18 protein-coding genes and 1 pseudogene are annotated in these 18450 nt (G+C 72.0%); 17 read left to right on the top strand and 2 right to left on the bottom strand.

Translation table 11 applies throughout. The features are described 5' to 3' along the window. Positions 1-128: 128 nt before the first annotated feature. Genes ACIPXM_RS13955 through prcA form a run of 4 tightly spaced genes read left to right on the top strand, consistent with a single transcriptional unit; the run spans position 129 to position 2325 of the window. Positions 129-341 (top strand): ubiquitin-like protein Pup, encoded by a 213-nt coding sequence (locus tag ACIPXM_RS13955; RefSeq protein ID WP_015032443.1) that lies wholly within the window; start codon positions 129-131, stop codon positions 339-341. Between the two features lie 42 nt (positions 342-383). Continuing rightward, on the top strand, positions 384-695 hold the full coding sequence (locus ACIPXM_RS13950) for an endonuclease domain-containing protein (protein WP_401655077.1): 312 nt from the start codon (positions 384-386) through the stop codon (positions 693-695). Further along, the gene (gene prcB / locus ACIPXM_RS13945) at positions 676-1515 is read left to right on the top strand and encodes a proteasome subunit beta (protein WP_401655076.1); all 840 of its coding nucleotides are present in this window, start codon (positions 676-678) and stop codon (positions 1513-1515) included. The genes ACIPXM_RS13950 and prcB overlap by 20 nt, the downstream gene beginning before the upstream one ends. Positions 1516-1572: 57 nt before the next feature. Then, positions 1573-2325: a proteasome subunit alpha gene (prcA, locus tag ACIPXM_RS13940; RefSeq protein WP_401655075.1), complete on the top strand. Its 753-nt coding sequence runs from the start codon at positions 1573-1575 to the stop codon at positions 2323-2325. An 84-nt stretch (positions 2326-2409) separates the two neighbouring features. Here prcA and ACIPXM_RS13935 read toward each other — a convergent pair whose 3' ends face one another. Then, entirely contained in the window at positions 2410-3429 is a 1020-nt protein-coding gene (locus tag ACIPXM_RS13935) for a LacI family DNA-binding transcriptional regulator (RefSeq protein ID WP_401655074.1), read from the bottom strand. A gap of 133 nt (positions 3430-3562) precedes the next feature. Between ACIPXM_RS13935 and ACIPXM_RS13930 the strand changes: the two genes are divergently transcribed. The 13 genes from ACIPXM_RS13930 to ACIPXM_RS13870 all read left to right on the top strand — a co-directional run bounded on the left by ACIPXM_RS13930 (position 3563) and on the right by ACIPXM_RS13870 (position 17785). After that, positions 3563-4906: an MFS transporter gene (locus ACIPXM_RS13930; RefSeq protein ID WP_401655073.1), complete on the top strand. Its 1344-nt coding sequence runs from the start codon at positions 3563-3565 to the stop codon at positions 4904-4906. A gap of 9 nt (positions 4907-4915) precedes the next feature. Further along, positions 4916-6277, top strand: a complete 1362-nt coding sequence (pafA, locus tag ACIPXM_RS13925) for a Pup--protein ligase (RefSeq protein WP_401655072.1) — start codon at positions 4916-4918, stop codon at positions 6275-6277. 141 nt (positions 6278-6418) lie between these two features. Next, positions 6419-7357 (top strand): FKBP-type peptidyl-prolyl cis-trans isomerase, encoded by a 939-nt coding sequence (locus ACIPXM_RS13920; RefSeq protein ID WP_401655071.1) that lies wholly within the window; start codon positions 6419-6421, stop codon positions 7355-7357. Positions 7358-7487: 130 nt separating this feature from the next. After that, positions 7488-7868, top strand: a complete 381-nt coding sequence (locus ACIPXM_RS13915) for an FKBP-type peptidyl-prolyl cis-trans isomerase (RefSeq protein WP_401655069.1) — start codon at positions 7488-7490, stop codon at positions 7866-7868. A 222-nt stretch (positions 7869-8090) separates the two neighbouring features. After that, entirely contained in the window at positions 8091-9047 is a 957-nt protein-coding gene (locus ACIPXM_RS13910) for a helix-turn-helix transcriptional regulator (RefSeq protein ID WP_401655068.1), read from the top strand. A 16-nt stretch (positions 9048-9063) separates the two neighbouring features. After that, positions 9064-10026, top strand: a complete 963-nt coding sequence (locus ACIPXM_RS13905) for a helix-turn-helix transcriptional regulator (protein WP_401655067.1) — start codon at positions 9064-9066, stop codon at positions 10024-10026. A 120-nt stretch (positions 10027-10146) separates the two neighbouring features. Further along, on the top strand, positions 10147-10404 hold the full coding sequence (locus tag ACIPXM_RS13900) for a hypothetical protein (protein ID WP_401655066.1): 258 nt from the start codon (positions 10147-10149) through the stop codon (positions 10402-10404). A gap of 103 nt (positions 10405-10507) precedes the next feature. Beyond that, complete coding sequence (locus tag ACIPXM_RS13895) at positions 10508-10705, top strand: hypothetical protein (RefSeq protein ID WP_401655065.1); 198 nt, start codon at positions 10508-10510, stop codon at positions 10703-10705. Between the two features lie 192 nt (positions 10706-10897). Continuing rightward, on the top strand, positions 10898-11188 hold the full coding sequence (tatA, locus tag ACIPXM_RS13890) for a Sec-independent protein translocase subunit TatA (protein WP_401655064.1): 291 nt from the start codon (positions 10898-10900) through the stop codon (positions 11186-11188). Between the two features lie 104 nt (positions 11189-11292). Then, entirely contained in the window at positions 11293-12195 is a 903-nt protein-coding gene (tatC, locus tag ACIPXM_RS13885; RefSeq protein WP_401655216.1) for a twin-arginine translocase subunit TatC, read from the top strand. Positions 12196-12236: 41 nt separating this feature from the next. Then, on the top strand, positions 12237-13325 hold the full coding sequence (locus ACIPXM_RS13880) for a diacylglycerol kinase family protein (RefSeq protein WP_401655063.1): 1089 nt from the start codon (positions 12237-12239) through the stop codon (positions 13323-13325). Positions 13326-13369: 44 nt separating this feature from the next. Next, the gene (locus ACIPXM_RS13875) at positions 13370-16198 is read left to right on the top strand and encodes a DEAD/DEAH box helicase (protein WP_401655062.1); all 2829 of its coding nucleotides are present in this window, start codon (positions 13370-13372) and stop codon (positions 16196-16198) included. Between the two features lie 171 nt (positions 16199-16369). Beyond that, on the top strand, positions 16370-17785 hold the full coding sequence (locus ACIPXM_RS13870; protein ID WP_401655061.1) for a cytochrome P450: 1416 nt from the start codon (positions 16370-16372) through the stop codon (positions 17783-17785). Here ACIPXM_RS13870 and ACIPXM_RS13865 read toward each other — a convergent pair. Next, positions 17782-18416, bottom strand: a pseudogene (locus ACIPXM_RS13865) (ADP-ribosylglycohydrolase family protein). The gene ACIPXM_RS13870 and the pseudogene ACIPXM_RS13865 sit on opposite strands and share 4 nt — an antisense overlap. Positions 18417-18450: the final 34 nt, after the last annotated feature.

Here is an 18450-nt window from a genome sequence, read left to right as displayed (position 1 = left end):
GGCGCTGGGAATCATGGGAACAGTGCCCGGGCGATTCGGAAAACCGCAGGGCCGATGTCAGTCCCGGCTTGTAGGGTCTGATCTTGTAAAGATCCAATCGAGCGGGCAGATTCGAGCGGGGTGAGGATATGGCGACCAAGGACACCGGCGGCGGACAGCAGAAGGCGACGCGTTCCACCGAGGAGGTCGAGGAGACCACCACGGAGGCGAGCTCCGACCTCAAGGAACGCCAGGAGAAGCTGAGTGACGACGTCGACTCGGTGCTTGACGAGATCGACGACGTCTTGGAAGAGAACGCCGAGGACTTCGTGCGTTCCTTCGTCCAAAAGGGCGGCGAGTAGCCACACCTTGGGTTCCTAGGTGCGCGACGGGGGGCTGAGGTCGTGGATCTCCAGCAGCGTCCGTGGTGGAGCGAGGTGCGACCGGGCGAAGCGTCCGCTTTGCCCGGAGGTCGTGCGGCATGGCTCGCGGTGCTCCCGCGGGCCGTGCCCCGCCCGGCCTCGCGGGACGGTCTTCCCCAGGGCTGCCGAAAGGCGCCGGCCGTCCATGTGGATCATCGTCACGGGACGGGTAGGGTCCGTGGCGTACGGTGCTTCAACTGCAATTCGGCCATCGGCACGTTGGGAGACGATCCCGACACAGTTCGTCGGGCCAACTCATATCTGGAGGGAACGCGTGGAAGCCAACACTCGTAGCATCGGGCGTCTACCCGCGGCCTTCCTGACGCCGGGCTCGTCCTCGTTCATGGACTTCCTCGCCGACCACTCGCCGGAGCTCCTCCCGGGCCACCGGAAGCTCCCCGAGGGGATCGTCGAGGCGCCGCACGGCACCACGATCGTCGCCGCCACCTTCCCCGGCGGGGTCGTGCTCGCCGGTGACCGGCGGGCGACCATGGGGAACATGATCGCGCAGCGGGACATCGAGAAGGTGTTCCCGGCCGACGAGTACTCCGCGGTCGGCATCGCCGGTACGGCGGGTCTCGCCGTGGAGATGGTGAAGCTGTTCCAGCTGGAGCTGGAGCACTTCGAGAAGGTGGAGGGCGCCACGCTCTCCCTGGAGGGCAAGGCCAACCGCCTGTCCACGATGATCCGCAGCAACCTCGGCATGGCCATGCAGGGCCTCGCCGTGGTGCCGCTCTTCGCGGGCTGGGACGAGGGCCGCGAGAAGGGCCGCATCTTCTCCTACGACGTCACCGGCGGACGCTCCGAGGAGCACGGGTACGCGGCCACCGGCTCGGGCTCGATCTTCGCGCGCGGGTCGATGAAGAAGCTGTACCGGGGCGACCTGACCGAGCAGCAGGCCACCACCCTCGTCGTCCAGGCGCTGTACGACGCGGCGGACGACGACTCGGCGACCGGCGGCCCGGACCTGGCCCGGCGGATCTTCCCGATCGTCACCGTCATCACCGAAGAGGGCTTCCGCAGGCTCTCCGAGGACGAGTCCGCCGAGCTGGCCCGGTCGATCACCGAGCGGCGCCTCGAGCAGCCCGACGGGCCGCGCGCCGCCCTGCTCTGACCGTCCGTCGCCGTTCGCCCGCAGCCTTTTTCGACCGGAAGAAAGGGACGGTAGCCGGTGTCCACGCCGTTCTATGTCTCACCCCAGCAGGCCATGGCCGACCGGGCCGAGTACGCCCGCAAGGGCATCGCCCGGGGCCGCAGCCTCGTCGTCCTCCAGTACGCCGACGGCATCGTCTTCGTCGGCGAGAACCCGTCCCGCGCGCTGCACAAGTTCAGCGAGATCTACGACCGGATCGGCTTCGCCGCCGCCGGCAAGTACAACGAGTACGAGAACCTGCGGATCGGCGGCGTGCGCTACGCCGATCTGCGCGGCTACACCTACGACCGTGACGACGTCACGGCCCGCGGCCTGGCCAACGTGTACGCCCAGACGCTCGGCACCATCTTCTCCAGCGCCGGCGAGAAGCCGTACGAGGTGGAACTGGTCGTCGCCGAGGTGGGCGCCGAGCCCGAGGGCGACCAGATCTACCGGCTGCCGCACGACGGTTCGATCGTGGACGAGCACGGCTCGGTCGCGGTCGGCGGCAACGCGGAGCAGATCAGCTCCTTCCTCGACCAGCGGCACCGCGACGGGATGTCCCTCGCCGAGGCGCTGAAGCTGGCCGTGCAGGCGCTGTCCCGGGACACCAACGGCAGTGAGCGGGAGATCCCCGCCGACCGCCTGGAGGTCGCGGTGCTCGACCGCACCCGGCCGCAGCAGCGGAAGTTCAAGCGGATCGTCGGGCGGCAGCTGAAGCGCCTTCTGGACGCCGACAACGCGGCGATCGTGAAGACGGACGACCCGTCGGACGAGGCCGCGGACGAGTAGTCCGCCGGTCCGCGCACCGGCTCGCGCGAGGGCCCCGGCACCGTGTCCGCACGGTACCGGGGCCCTTCGCCGTGGACGCGGGCGTCAGCGGCCCGGCGGGGGTCCCGAGGAGCCGCGCACGGTCAGGGTGACCGGGAGGTCGCCGCGCTCCGGCTCACGGCCGTCCAGGACGGCGAGGAGCGCCGCCATGCCGCGCTCGCCGATCCGCTCGGCGGGCAGCGAGACGGTGGTCAGCTCCGGCTCCAGGGCGGTGGCGAGGGCGAGGTCGTCGAAGCCGGTCACGGACAGGTCCTCGGGCACCCGCAGGCCCAGGCGGCGGGCGGCCTTGCAGACGCCCGCGGCGATGATGTCGTCGTCGCAGACGACCGCGGTGGGCCGGGGGCCTGGGGCGGTGAGGGCGCGCTCGGCGGCCCGGAAGGCGCCCTGGACGTCGAGGGGGGCCCGTACGGTCGTCACCTCCACCCCGGCGAGGGCGTCGGTGAGCGCGGCGGCCCGGACGTCGAAGGTCCAGGACGGCACGGCGGACGCCAGGTGCAGGAAGTGCCGGTGGCCGAGCGCGCGCAGATGTCCGGTGACCTGGCGCATGCCGTCGGCGATGTCGAGGTTGACGTGGGCGGCGGCGCCGGGGTCCGCGGGGTCGCTGTCCAGCATCACCAGGGGCAGGTCGGTGCCGCCGAAGGCGCGCAGCGCGTCGGCGGCCATGGAGGAGGCGATGACGCCGTCCAGGGCGGCGCGGGCCGAGGCGAAGGGGTCCCTGGCCGGGCCGACGCCGTCGGGGGAGGGATAGAGCACCACGCCGAAACCGTGCCGGGCGGCGACGGCTGCGGCGCCGGTGTAGACCCGGGCGAAGAACTCGTTGGTGAGCGCGGGGACGACGAGCAGTGCGGTCCTGGTGCGGCCGAGGCGCAGATTGCGGGCGGCGAGGTTGGGCCGGTAGCCGAGTGCGGCGGCGGCCTCGCGGACGGCGGCGGCGGTGGGCTCGGAGACCCGGCCGCGCCATTTGTCGCCGAGCACCAGGGAGACGGTGGCCTGCGAGACCCCGGCGGCCCGGGCGACGTCTCGGCTGGTGGGGCGGCCCGCGCCGAGGGTGTCCGGGCTGTGCACGCGTACCTCCGCGACGGCTGTGTGCGGGTCCGAGCCCCGGGCGGGGGTGGACCGGTGTACTGCCGACATGGTACGTATGACCCGCGACGTTATACGTAAAACCTCGGGCTGTCGTCCCGGGAGGGGAGACCACATGGCCACCGAGGCCGACGCCGGACCGAAGGGCGGCTACCTCGACATCCTGCGCGCCCCGCACGCGGCGCGCCTGTTGACGGGCACCCTGGTCGGCCGGCTCCCCAACGGCACCGGGCCGGTGGCGATCACCTTCTTCACCCGCGCCGAGGGCGGCAGCTACACCCTGGCGGGCGGTCTGATCGCCGCGTACGGCGTGGCCACCGCGGTCGGTCAGCCGCTGCTCGGCCGTGTCGTCGACCTCAAGGGACAGCCCAAGGTCCAGCTGCCCGCCGCCGTCATATCGGCGCTCGGCATGGCGGTCCTGGCCCTCACCGGCATCGGCAACCTGTTCGTCGCCTACCTCGCGGTGCTCGTCGCCGGTCTGTTCACGCCGCCCCTTGAAGGCGGCCTGCGCGCCCTGTGGCCGAGCGTCCTCGGCCGTGCGGACCGGGTGCACCGCGCGTACGCCCTGGACGCCGTCGCCCAGGAAGTGATGTTCACCGTCGGGCCGCTGCTGCTGACCCTGCTGGTGTCGCTCTGGTCGCCCGCCGCCGCGCTCCTCGTCATCAACCTGCTGGGCGTCCTCGGGGCGCTCTCCGTCGTCCTCGCCGAGCCGTCCCGCACCTGGCGCTCCGCGCCCCGCGAGGCGCACTGGCTGGGCGCGCTGCGCTCGCCGGGGCTGCTCGCGCTGCTCGGCGCGTTCTTCTTCGTGGGCCTCGCCCTCGGCTCCATCACGGTCGCGGCCGTGGCGTACGCCGACGAGCTCGGCGACCAGGCGGTGTACGGCTGGCTGATGGCCGCGAACGGTCTCGGCGCGCTGATCGGCGGCGTGTTCTACGGCGCCCGGCAGTGGGCGGGGGCGCCGGAGCGGCGGCTGCGGGTCCTGGTGCTGCTGCTCGCCCTCGGCTACCTGCCGCTGATGCTGGTCCCCGGGCCGGTGACGATGGCCGCCCTCAGCGCGGTCGCGGGCGTCTTCCTGGCACCGGCCATCGCCTGCGCCTTCCTCGTGGTCGACCGGCACGCGCCGCGCGGCACGGTCACCGAGGCGTTCTCCTGGCTCGTCACCTCCTTCGGCGTCGGGGCCGCGCTCGGCTCCGCCGTGTCGGGTCCCGCCGTCGAACTCTTCGGGACCCCGGCGGGGTTCGCGGTGGCCGGAACCGGCGGTCTGGTCGCCTTCCTGGTGCTGCTCGCCACCGGCCGGATCCTGGGCCCGGAGCGGGCCCCCGGCACGCGACACGCCGTCAGCGGGGCGGCGGGGAGCACCGGGCCGGACGACACCGGGGCCGAAATCCGTCCGCACTCATCGGAAAATGATCGAAACGGGGCCGTCGAACCCGGTTTCAGCACAGGGCTTCAGGCGTAATGTTCAGACATGGACCGCCGCATTTTCGGGCTGGAGAACGAGTACGGCGTCACGTGCACGTTCAGGGGACAGCGCCGACTGTCTCCTGACGAAGTGGCGCGCTACCTCTTCCGCCGTGTCGTGTCATGGGGCCGCAGCAGCAATGTCTTCCTGCGGAACGGCGCCCGCCTGTACCTGGACGTGGGTTCGCATCCGGAATACGCAACTCCCGAATGCGACAACGTGGTCGAACTGGTCACCCACGACAAGGCCGGCGAGCGCATTCTCGAAGGACTGCTCGTCGACGCGGAACGCCGCCTGCACGAGGAGGGAATCGCGGGCGACGTCTATCTCTTCAAGAACAACACCGACTCGGCCGGAAACTCCTACGGCTGCCACGAGAACTATCTCGTCGCCCGCCACGGAGAGTTCTCCCGGCTCGCGGACATCCTCATTCCCTTCCTCGTCACCCGTCAGCTGATCTGCGGGGCCGGAAAGGTCCTGCAGACCCCGCGCGGGGCGGTCTACTGCGTCTCCCAGCGTGCCGAGCACATCTGGGAGGGCGTCAGCTCCGCCACCACCCGCTCGCGCCCCATCATCAACACCCGCGACGAACCGCACGCGGACGCCGAGCGCTACCGCAGGCTCCATGTCATCGTCGGTGACTCCAACATGTCCGAGACGACCATGCTGCTCAAGGTCGGCGCCACCGACCTGGTGCTGCGCATGATCGAGGCGGGCACCGTGATGCGCGACCTGACCCTGGAGAACCCGATCCGGGCCATCCGCGAGGTCAGCCACGACATCACCGGCCAGCGCAAGGTGCGGCTCGCCAGCGGCCGCGAGGCGTCGGCCCTGGAGATCCAGCGCGAGTACTTCGAGAAGGCCGCCGACTTCGTCGACCGGCGCGGCATCCGCACCGGAGTCGTCGCCCAGGTCCTGGAGCTGTGGGAGCGCACCCTGGACGCCATCGAGGAGGAGGACCTCGACCGCATCCAGACCGAGATCGACTGGGTGATGAAGTACAAGCTCATCGAGCGCTACCGGGCCAAGCACAACATGACGATGTCGCACCCGCGGGTCGCCCAGATAGACCTCGCGTACCACGACATCCACCGCCGCCGCGGTCTGTACTACCTCCTCCAGAAGAACGGCCAGGCGGCGCGGATCTGCAACGACGTCAAGATCTTCGAGGGCAAGTCGGTGCCCCCGCAGACCACCAGGGCCCGGCTCCGCGGCGACTTCATCCGGCGGGCGCAGGAGCAGCGCCGGGACTTCACCGTCGACTGGGTCCACCTCAAGCTCAACGACCAGGCGCAGCGCACGGTGTTGTGCAAGGACCCGTTCCGGTCGGTCGACGACCGGGTGGAAAAGCTGATCGCCGGAATGTAGCTCCACAGGCGGCTCCGGCCGCGGTTCGCGCCCATCGGCCCCGCACGTGCGACGTGCGGGGCCGATCGCAGCGCGGGCGACACAGCGAGGTCCCCTAGAGTGTCGGGACAACTACTGTGCCGTCTGAGATCTGAGGAACTAGTGCGCCGACTTGCCGGCCTGCTCGTCGTCCCGCTTCTGCTGCTCTCCACAGCGGCCTGCGGCAGCGACGACAAGGGCTCCGATTCCGGTTCCATGAAGAACGGGCTCCCCGCCATCACCGCGGGTGCCAAGTTCGGTGAGAAGCCCACTCTCGCCAAGGGCGTGGGCGACCCGCCCAAGTCCCTCAAGGTCAACGTGATCAGCGAGGGCTCCGGCGCGGTCACCAAGAAGGGCGACGCCCTCTCGGTGAACTACCTCGGCCAGGAGTGGGACGAGACCACGCCGTTCGACAACAGCTTCGACCGGAAGCAGCCCTTCTCGGTGACGCTCGGCGAGGGCCAGGTCATCCAGGGCTGGGAGAAGGGCCTGGAGGGCCAGAAGGTCGGCAGCCGCATCGAGATCGGCATCCCGCCGGAGCTCGGTTACGGCGCGCAGGGCCAGGGCGACATCAAGGCCAACGCCACGCTGGTGTTCGTCGTCGACATCCTGAAGGCCGTCACCATCCCGAAGTCCGCCACCGGCACCCCGGTCGCCCAGGACAACAAGGACCTGCCGAAGGTCGGCGTCAACACCGACGGCAAGCAGCCCACGCTGACCGTGCCGAAGGCCACGCCGCCGACGAAGCTGGTGTCCAACTACGTCCTGGAGTCCACGGGCGAGGTCGTCAAGGACACCGACACCGTGGTCGTGAACTACGTCGCCGCCCTCTGGAAGGACGGCAAGGTCTTCGACTCGACGTACACCGGGGGCAAGCCCGCGAACTTCCCGCTGGGCCAGCTGACCCTGAAGGGTCTGAAGGACGGCATCGCCGGAAAGAAGGTCGGCAGCCGGATCCTGATCGTGGCCCCGCCGTCGGAGGCGTTCGGCGACCAGGAGAAGCAGGGCATCCCCAAGAACTCGACGCTGGTCTTCGCCGTCGACATCCTGACCAAGATGTGACCCGGTCCCGGACCCGACGTCAGGACCTGGACCCCGGGAACTGACCGGGATCCGGGAGCGGAGATGTAAGACTGTCCGGGTCGCGCGGATCTTCGACCGCGCGGTTCATCGGTATGAGGAGCACACTGCAGTGAGCATCGAGAAGCCCGAGGTCGACTTCCCGGGCGGCGAGCCGCCGGCCGATCTCGAGATCAAGGACATCTGGGAGGGCGACGGCGAGATCGCCGCCGCCGGCGACCTGGTCAACGTCCACTACGTGGGTGTGTCCTTCGACTCCGGCGAGGAGTTCGACGCCTCCTGGAACCGCGGTACCCCGCTGGAGTTCCCGCTCGGCGCCGGCATGGTCATCGCCGGCTGGGACCAGGGCGTCCAGGGCATGAAGGTCGGCGGTCGCCGCCAGCTGGTCATCCCCGCGCACCTCGCCTACGGCGACCGTGGCGCCGGTGGCAAGATCGGCCCCGGCGAGACGCTGATCTTCGTCTGCGACCTCGTGAGCGTGCGCAAGCGCTGACCCGCGCGTCCGCGCTCGTGACCGAGGGCCCCCGCCACCACGGCGGGGGCCCTCGGCCGTGCCCGGGGGCCGGTCGGACCGGGTCGGGCCGGGGCCGGTCCCGGCTTTTGTCCGGACACCCCGGGGCGGTACCGTCGGAGGTCTCAACGGATCTCAACAGGTCTCAAGAAGTCTCACCAGTTCCGAAGAAGTCAATCCGGCAGAAGAGGGTGCGGGGCGTCGATGGCGATTGCCAAGGCCGAGCGGCTGATGAATCTTGCGCTGTGCCTGCTCGGAACCCGCCGGCCGCTGAGCAAGCGAGAGCTCCGCGCCTCGATCGAGGCGTACCTGGAAGCCACCGGCGAGGACGCCTTCAACCGCATGTTCGAGCGCGACAAGGACGACCTGCGCGAGCTCGGGCTGGTCATCGAGACCGTGGAGAACCTCGACGGCGAGACCGGCTACCTGGCCCGCCGCGACTCCAACCGCCTCCCGCCCATCACCCTGGACGCCGAGGAGGCCGCCGCGCTCGGTCTCGCCGCCAAGGTCTGGCAGCAGGCCCGCCTCGCCGGAGCCGCCAGCGGCGCCCTGCAGAAGCTGCGCGCCGCCGGGATGCCGGAGGCGGAGGACACGTACGACAGCCACGCCAGCGCCCTCGAACCCCGCATCCCGGTGCACGAGGCCGCGTTCGAGCCGCTGATGCTGGCCTGCCGGGACCGCCGCCCGGTCGTCTTCGACTACCGCAAGGCCACCGCCGCCCGCCCGGAGACCCGGCAGGTCGAGCCGTGGACCCTGGAGTGCTGGCGCGGCCACTGGTACCTCGCGGGCTGGGACCGGGACCGCGGTGCCGAGCGGGTGTTCCGGCTGTCCCGGATCACCGGCAAGGTGCGCTCCCGGGCCGGGGCCTTCACCGCGCCGGTGCCCGACGTCGTCACCGTCCGCGAGACCGTCGAGAGCTGGGCGGGGGAGACCGCGACCCGCTCCGCCCGGATCCGGCTGCGGGCGGGTTGCGGCTACCCGCTGCGCTCGCGCGCGCTGTCCGTGACCGAGGGCGCCGACGGCTGGGACGAGCTGGAGATCCCGTACGGGCACGGCCTGGACGCCTGGCTGGTGGAGTTCGGGCCCGATGTGGTCGTCCTTGAGCCCGCTGACCTGCGGGCCGACGTGGTGGACCGGCTGCGCGCCGTCGCCAAGGGCTGAGGGGGAAGGAACGACCATGGCCGCCAACGCCATCGACCAGACGAGGCGGATGCTCTCCCTCGTCACCTATCTCCGTGAGCGCCCCGGCGCGCACGTCGCCGACGTCGCCCGCGCCTTCGGGATCACCGAGGACGAGCTGATCTCCGACCTGGACGTGCTGCCCATGTGCGGCACCAGCTTCCGGGGCGGCGACCTGCTCGACATCGACACCGACGGCGACCGCATCTGGTGGCGCAACCCGAGCGCGCTCGGCGCCGAGTCCGCCGCCCCGCTGCGGCTCGCCGCCGACGAGGCGACCGCCCTGCTCGTGGCCGCCCGCGCGGTGGCCACCCTGCCCGGGCTGCGCGAGGGCGACCGGGCCGCGCTGCTGCGCGCCACCGCCAAGCTGGAGGCCGCCGCCGGTGAGGCGGCCGGGGCCAGCTCCCGGCTCTCGGTGACCTTCGAGTCCGAGGGCGGGGTGTTCGCCGAGGTCGACCGGGCCATCTCGGAGCGCCGCAGGCTGTGGCTGCGCTACTACTCGCCCGCCCGCGACGAGCTCACCGAGCGCGAGGTCGACCCGATCCGGCTGTTCGCCGTCGGCCACACCTATATGGAGGCGTGGTGCCGCCTCTCCGAGGCGCGCCGCACCTTCCGGCTCGACCGGGTCGCCGAGATCCGGATCCTGGACGACCCGGCCGCGCCGCCGGAGATCGAGCTGCGCGACCTGTCGGAGGGCCTGGTCCAGCCGTCGGCCGAGGACCCCGAGGTCGTGGTCGAGGTCGGCCCCGGCGGCCGCTGGGTCGCCGAGTACTACCCGCACGACCGGGCCGAGGAACTTCCCGACGGCGGGCTGCGGATCACCCTGCGCACCCCGGCCCCGGCCTCGCTGCGGCGGCTCGCGCTGCGGCTGGGCAGCGACGGCCGGATCGTCGGCCCCGCCGAGCTCGCGGACAGCGCGCGCGAGGCGGCCGCCGCGGCACTGGCGGCGTACGAGGACTGAGCGCGGCGCGGACCGGGGGAGCGGTCCGTGGTGGGGCGGCGGCGACCGGTCGGTCCGGCGGCCGTGAGGCAGGTACAGGTGGTGCAGATATCCGTGTCACAGTGGGGAGAGTTGGCGTAAATGTCTGCTATGTCCGGTCTCGCGGTGTCGGTCGACCCGGTCCTCTTCAAGGCCGCCTGCCCCGACTGCCGCGCCCGCTTCGAGCTCTCCGCCGGTGCCCTGCGGCTCGCGATCGGCGCCAGCCGCCGTACCACCTTCTACTCCTTCACCTGCCCCGAATGCGGCAGCGCGGTCCGCAAACCGGCGGGCGAGCGGATCGTCGAACTCCTCACCGGCGGCGGCGTGAACACCCTGCGCCTGCACACCACCCCGCGCTGACCGCGCCCGCGCCCGCCCCCGGAGTCGGCCCCGGTCCGCCGCCCGAGCCGGACCCGGTACGGGCCCGCGCCGACCGGATCCCGGCAGCGTCTAGGCTCGTCCCATGTTCTGGCCCATGCTCGCCGTCGCCCTCGGTTTCCTCGGCATCGCCGTCCTCGGCGTCCTCGGCTTCAAGGTGTTCCTGGAGGCCGAACGGCTCGGCCGTCAAGTGGCCCGCACCACACAGCGGATCCACGACGCCTCCGAGGAACTGGAACGCGCGGCCACCGATCTGGCCAGGACCGGCGAGACACTGCGCTGACCGGCGAGACGCTGCGCCGACCGGCGGGAGGCCGCGAGGCGGCCGGTCGTCGTACGCAATGGGGAGTATGCACGGCCATTGCCGCCCGTTTACTCCTGCGGGTTACGATCGCATGCAGCGCGGTGGCCGGACGCATGTCCGACCCGCCGGGCACGCACTCCAATGTCGCCTCGGTGAAGAAGGTAAACAGCTATGGGTAGGCTCGGCCCCACCGAGATCATTCTGATCCTCGTCGTGATCATCCTGCTGTTCGGTGCCAAGAAGCTGCCGGACATGGCCCGTTCGCTGGGCAAGTCCGCCCGCATCCTCAAGAGCGAGGCCAAGGCCATGAAGGCCGAGGACCAGCAGAGCGCCCCGGCCGACCCGCCGCACCCCGCCCCCCAGGCCCAGGACCAGGCCGCGCCCCGCACCATCCAGGCCGCTCCCGGCGACGTGACCAGCGCCCGCCCGGTGACCGAGCCGTCCGACACCACCAAGCGCTGACCCGGTCCGCCGCGGCCGCCGCAGAGAGCGGCGGTCGCCGCACGAGATGAGGACGTGGGTTGCTCAAGTCTGCCCGCAAGCAGGAGAGGGATCCCGAGGGCCGGATGCCCCTCGTGGAACACCTGCGTGAACTCCGCAACCGCCTGGCGAAGGGCCTGCTGGCCATCGCGGCGGTCACCGTCGTGGCGCTGGTCTACAGCGAACAGCTGATGGTCTTCCTGACGCAGTCCGTGCCCAAGTGCGCGGAAGGCGTCACGAGCTCCGGCGGAAACTGCGCGATCGTGTCCTTCAACACGCTGATGGCGCCGTTCAGCACGACGATCCAGATCTCCCTGACGACGGGTCTCGTCGTCGCGAGCCCGGTCTGGCTCTACCAGCTCTGGGCCTTCGTCGCGCCCGGTCTGCACCGGCACGAGAAGAAGTACACGTACGCCTTCGTGGCCGCCGCGGTCCCGCTCTTCGCGGCCGGCGCCTACCTCGCGTACCTCATCCTTCCCGTCAGCGTGAAGGTGCTCATCAGCCTCACGCCGGACGGTTCCGCCAACATCCTCTCGCTCGGTGACGTCCTCGACTTCACCCTGCGCATGGTGCTGGTCTTCGGTCTCGCCTTCGAGCTGCCGCTGATCCTGGTGATGCTCAACCTCACCGGTGTCCTCACCGGCCGCCGGATGGCCGGCTGGTGGCGCGGCGTGATCATGGGCGTGTTCATCTTCGGCGCCGTCATCACCCCGACCACCGACCCGGTCGGCATGCTGGCCCTGGCCGGACCGATCACCATCCTGTACGGGGCGGCCGTGGGCTTCTCGCTCCTGAACGACCGTCGGCGCGCCCGCGCCAACCCCGACGCCGAACTCGACGACGACGAGGCGTCCGAGCTCGACCTGACCCCCGAGGCGATCGGCGAGGTCGAGCGGGTCGGCGGCGGCAGGACCGTGCCCGAGCAGGCGAACGGCGCGGCGGACCGTGGCAGGTCGCAGCGGCTGAACGGTTACGACGACATCACCTGATCTTGTAGGGTCCCCCCACACTTCGTCCGGGGGGACCCCTCATGACCAGCGACATCACCCTTCTCGTCAATCCCACCGCGGGACGCGGCCGGGGCGCGCAGGCCGCGCACCCGGCCGCTCGCGCGTTCCAGGACGCCGGGCACCGGGTCCGTACCGTCGTCGGCACGGATGCCGGGGACGCGCTGCGGCGGGCCAGGGAGGCGGTCGCCGAGGGCACCGGGGCGCTGGTCGCGGTCGGCGGCGACGGCATGGTCTCGCTCGCCCTCCAGGCCGTCGGCGGCACCGCCATCCCGCTCGGGGTGATCCCGGTCGGCACCGGCAACGACTTCGCCCGCTGCCTCGGGCTGCCGGCCGGTGACCCGGCGGCGGCCGGGCGGGTGGCGGTGGCGGCCCTGGCGGACGGCGGACGGACCATCGACCTGGGGCGGGTGGAGGGTACGGGTACGGGTACGGGTACGGGTACGGGGGCGGCTTCGGGGCCTGCCCCTGCTCCTGCCCCTGCTCCGGTCCCTGCTCCCGTCCCTGCTCCGGTCCCTGCTCCGGCTCCTGCTCCGGTCCCGGCTCCGGTTTCGGCTCCGGGGCCCGCGGGCCAGGACGGCGGACGCTGGTTCGCGACCGTGCTCGCCTCCGGCTTCGACTCCCGGGTCAACGACCGCGGCAACCGGATGCGGCTGCCCGTCGGACGCTTCCGCTACGACCTCGCGATCCTCGCCGAGCTCGCCGCCTTCCGGCCCCTCGCCTACCGCCTCACCCTCGACGACGGCACCGAGACCCGGATCGCCGCCACCCTCGTCGCCGTCGGCAACGGCACCTCCTACGGCGGCGGCATGCGGATCTGCGCCGACGCCCGGCTCGACGACGGCCTGCTCGACGTCACCGTCGTCGGCGACTGCTCCCGCACCGAACTGATCAAGGTCTTCCCACGGGTCTACAAGGGCACCCACCTCGACCACCCCAAGGTCACCAGCCACCGGGTCCGCGCCCTCACCGTCGACGCGCCCGGCATCACCGGCTACGCCGACGGCGAGCCGCTCGGACCGCTCCCGCTGACCGTCCGCTGCGTGCCCGGCGCACTGCGGGTCCTCGCGCCCCGGGGCCCGTCCGGGGAAGCCGCCGGAACCGGTCGATAAAGATCGCGTCACTGTCAGAGGTGGCGGGTAGGCTCGACAACAAGATGACAGAGGACCTCACACCAGCCGAGGCGTACGCGGCTGCCCGCGCCCGCAACGCGGAGCAGGCCACGGCCCTTGCCCCCTTCCGCGAGATGTACGACTTCGGTCTCGACCCGTTCCAGATCGAGGCGTGCCAGGCCCTCGAAGCGGGCAAGGGCGTGCTCGTCGCCGCCCCCACGGGCTCCGGCAAGACCATCGTCGGCGAGTTCGCCGTCCACCTCGCCCTCCAGCAGGGCCGCAAGTGCTTCTACACCACGCCCATCAAGGCGCTCTCCAACCAGAAGTTCGCCGACCTCGTCAAGCGCTACGGCGCCGACAAGGTCGGCCTGCTCACCGGCGACAACAGCGTCAACGGTGACGCCCCGGTCGTCGTCATGACCACCGAAGTCCTCCGCAACATGCTCTACGCGGGCTCCCAGGCCCTCTCCGGCCTGGGCTACGTGGTCATGGACGAGGTCCACTACCTCTCGGACCGCTTCCGTGGCGCCGTCTGGGAGGAAGTGATCATCCACCTCCCCGAGTCGGTCACCCTGGTGTCGCTGTCCGCGACCGTGTCCAACGCGGAGGAGTTCGGCGACTGGCTGGACACCGTCCGCGGCGACACCGAGGTCATCGTCTCGGAGAGCCGCCCGGTGCCGCTCTGGCAGCACGTGCTCGCCGGACGCCGGATGTACGACCTCTTCGAGGAGGAGACCGACCACGGCGGCCGCGGCGCGTCCCGCCGCGAGGTCAACCCCGACCTGCTGCGCCTCGCCCGCACCGAGAACTCGCGCACCTACAACCCGCGCGACCGGCGCCGCGGCAAGATGGTCCGCGAGGCCGACCGCGAGCGCGAGCGCCGCTCCCGCTCCCGGATCTGGACCCCCGGCAGGCCCGAGGTCATCGAGCGCCTCGACGCCGAGGGCCTGCTGCCCGCGATCACCTTCATCTTCAGCCGGGCCGGCTGCGAGGCCGCCGTCCAGCAGTGCCTCTACGCGGGCCTGCGGCTCAACGACGACGAGGGCCGCCGCCGGGTCCGCGAGATCGTCGAGGAGCGCACCGCCGCCATCCCCGACGAGGACCTGCACGTCCTCGGCTACTTCGAATGGCTCGAAGCCCTGGAGCGGGGCATCGCCGCGCACCACGCCGGCATGCTGCCGACCTTCAAGGAGGTCGTCGAGGAGCTGTTCGTCCGCGGCCTGGTCAAGGCCGTGTTCGCCACCGAGACCCTCGCGCTCGGCATCAACATGCCCGCGCGCACGGTGATCCTGGAGAAGCTCGTCAAGTGGAACGGCGAGCAGCACGCCGACATCACCCCCGGCGAGTACACCCAGCTCACCGGCCGGGCCGGGCGGCGCGGCATCGACGTCGAGGGCCACGCCGTGGTCCTCTGGCAGCGCGGACTCGACCCCGGCCACCTGGCCGGACTCGCGGGCACCCGCACCTACCCGCTGCGCTCCAGCTTCAAGCCCTCGTACAACATGGCGGTCAACCTGGTCGACCAGTTCGGCCGGCACCGCTCGCGCGAGCTCCTGGAAACCTCCTTCGCGCAGTTCCAGGCCGACCGCTCGGTCGTCGGGATCTCCCGCCAGGTCCAGAAGAACGAGGAGGGCCTGGAGGGCTACCGGGAGGGCATGACCTGCCACCTCGGCGATTTCGAGGAGTACGCGCGGCTCCGCCGCGAGCTCAAGGACCGCGAGACCGACCTGGCCCGGCAGGGTGCCGCACACCGCAGGGCCGAGGCGGCCGCCTCCCTCGAGCGGTTGAAGCCCGGCGACATCATCCACGTGCCGACCGGCAAGTTCGCCGGGCTCGCCCTGGTCCTCGACCCGGGGGTGCCCGCCGGGCGCACCAACGGCCACCGCGGCTTCGAGCACCACGACGGGCCCCGCCCGCTGGTGCTCACCGCCGAACGGCAGGTCAAGCGGCTCGCCTCGATCGACTTCCCGGTGCCGGTGGAGCCGCTGGAGCGGATGCGGGTCCCGCGCTCGTTCAACCCGCGCTCCCCGCAGTCCCGCCGCGACCTGGCCAGCGCGCTGCGCAGCAAGGCCGGGCACATCAACCCCGAGCGGCACCGCAAGCAGCGCTCGGCCGCCGCCGACGACCGCGAGATCGCCCGGCTGCGCACCGAGATCAGGGCCCATCCCTGCCACGGCTGCGACGAGCGCGAGGACCACGCCCGGTGGGCCGAGCGCCACCACCGCCTCCAGCGCGACACCAAGCAGCTGGAGCGGCGGATCGAGGGCCGCACCAACACCATCGCGCGCACCTTCGACCGGATCGTGGCACTGCTCACCGAGCTGGACTATCTGCGCGCCGACGAGGTCACCGAGAACGGCAAGCGGCTCGCCCGGCTCTACGGCGAGCTGGACCTGCTGGCCAGCGAATGCCTGCGGGAGGGCGTCTGGGAGGGCCTGAGCCCGGCCGAGCTCGCCGCCTGCGTCTCCGCGCTGGTCTTCGAGGCCCGGCAGTCCGACGACGCCGTGGCACCCAAGGTGCCCACCGGGCAGGCGAAGGCCGCGCTCGGCGAGATGGTGCGGATCTGGGGGCGGCTCGACGCCCTGGAGGAGGAGTTCAAGCTCCACCAGGCCGAGGGAGTCGGCCAGCGCGAGCCCGATCTCGGGTTCGCCTGGGCCGCCTACCAGTGGGCCTCCGACAAGGGGCTGGACGAGGTGCTGCGTGAGGCGGAGATGCCCGCCGGTGACTTCGTCCGCTGGTGCAAGCAGGTCATCGACGTGCTCGGCCAGATCGCGGCCGCCGCGCCGAGGGAGAACAGCACCGTCGCGAAGAACGCGCGCAAGGCCGTCGACAGCCTGCTGAGGGGTGTCGTGGCGTACAGCTCGGTGGGCTAGCCGGTCGGCCGGCCGGTCAGCGGGCCGGCTGGTCCCCGGCCGGCGGTCGGCCCGCTGGCAGGGATCTGACAAGGGTTATCCACAGGGCTGGCGGAGTGTCGGTCCGTTCCGCTTCCATGGTCGTGCAAGGACGCCTGGGCCACCAGGCAACGGTCATGGGAGGGAACGGACTTGACGACGCACGCCGGTGCGTCCGCCGACACCGGCACGGTGACGGCGGACGGACGGAAGACCGTACCGGGACCCCGCGGAGTCCCGATGCTCGGGAACCTGCCGGAGTTCGGCAAGGACCCGCTCGCTTTCTTCGAACGGCTGCGTGACCGCGGGGACTTCGTCCGCTGGCGCTTCGGCCGCAGGCCCTCGCTGTTCATCGGCCACCCCGACACCATCGGGGAACTCCTCACCGAGGTCGAGCGCACCTTCGACCAGGCCGAACTCGGCATCGCCTTCCGCACCCTGCTCGGCGACGGGGTCGTGGTCGCCAAGGGCGCCGACTGGCGGCGCAAGCGCTCCCTGGTGCAGCCCTCGGTGCGCCCCCGGCAGGTCAAGTCGTACGCGGCGACGATGGCCGAGTGCGCCGTCGCCGCCGCCGGGCGGTGGACCGACGGGCAGCGGATCGACATCAAGAAGGAGATGGCAGCCCTCACCCAGCTGATCGCCGTCCGCACCATCTTCGGCGTGGACACGGCGGCGGACGCCGACGCGATCGGGCGGGCCATGGACGTCGCCCAGCACGAGATCGGCGCCGAGTTCAGCGGCATCGGCGCGATCCTGCCCGACTGGGTGCCCACCCCGGGCCGGGCCAGGATCAAGCGCGCCACCGCCGTCATCGACGCCGAGGTCTCCCGGGTGGTGGCCCGCCACCGGGACGGCGAAGGCGACCGCCCCGATCTGCTCAGCCGGCTGCTCGCGGCCCGGGACGAGACCGGCGCCCAGCTCTCCGACCGGGAGATCCGCGACGAGACCGTCACCCTCTACATCGGCGGGCACGAGACCACCAGCTCCACCCTCGTCTGGGCCTGGTATCTCCTCTCCCACAACCCCCGCGCGGCCGAGGCGCTGGCGGCCGAGCTCGACCGGGAACTCGGCGACCGCGACCCGGGCTTCGACGACTACGCCTCGCTCACCTACACCCAGGCGGTGGTGAAGGAGACCCTGCGGCTCTACCCGACCATCTGGCTGATCACCGGCGTCGCCCGCGAGGGCGCCACCCTCGGCGGCGCCCCGGTCGCGCCCGGCACCCGCATCTGGAGCAGCCAGTGGGCCACCCACCGGGACGGCCGGTGGTTCCGGGACCCGCTGGAGTTCCGCCCCGAGCGCTGGGCGGGGGACAAGGGGGAGGGCGAAGGCGCGGGCGCGGAGCCCGAGGAGATACCCGAATACGCCTGGTACCCGTTCGGGGGCGGCCCCCGGGTCTGTCTCGGCACCCGGTTCGCGATGGTCGAGGCGGTCCTCATCCTGGCGGTGCTGGCCCGCCGCTTCCGGCTGGACATCGACGCCGAGGAGATCCTGCCGGTCCCCGGCCTGACCCTGCAGCCGGACCGGGACGTGCTGGCGACGGTGCGGGCGAGGGGAGGGGCGGCCTAGGCAGCTGGGGTACGGGCCAGGGCCAGGGCGAGGTCCGTCAGGTCCTGGGCGCGCAGCACGCGGTCGCCGAAGCCGGGCAGCGGGACATGGAGGGCGGACGTCCAGCGGGCCGGGACGGCCGCCGGGCCGTGGACGGCACCCGCGAGGGTGCCGGTGACGGCGGCGACGGTGTCGGTGTCACCGCCGAGGTCGATCGCGGCGGCGAGCGCCTCCTCGGACGACCCGGTGGTGCGCAGCGCCCACAGGGCCGAGCCGAGGCAGGGCCAGACGGCGCCGTTGAACTCGGTGGCGTCCCGGGGTGCCAGTCGGGGGCGAGGACGGTCGCCCACCGGGCCCGGTACGGCTCCGGCACCTCGGCGAGGGCGTCCGGGACGGCGGCCAGCGGGTCCTCGCCGAGCAGCGCGACCCGCACCAGCTCGTGCAGCACGGCGGTGCCCTCCCAGGCGGCCCGGTCGCCGTGGGTGAGGGCCGCGATCCGGCGGGCGGCGGCCATGGTGGCGGCCCGCCCGGCGGCGGCGAAATGGACGGCGGAGGTGGCGGCCCGCATCAGCGAACCGTTGCCCGCGGCGCGGCCGTTGACCTGGAAGTGCAGGGCGGCGGCGGTGTCCCAGGGGTCGCCGCCGCGGAGCACGGCCTCGGTCTGCAGCCCGATGTCCTTGGGTTCG

The sequence above is a fragment of the Streptomyces sp. NPDC090025 genome (assembly GCF_044748125.1).
GTDB lineage: Bacteria > Actinomycetota > Actinomycetes > Streptomycetales > Streptomycetaceae > Streptomyces.
The sequence above is the reverse complement of the archived record's forward strand: the minus strand, read 5'-3'. Positions and strand labels throughout refer to the sequence as shown.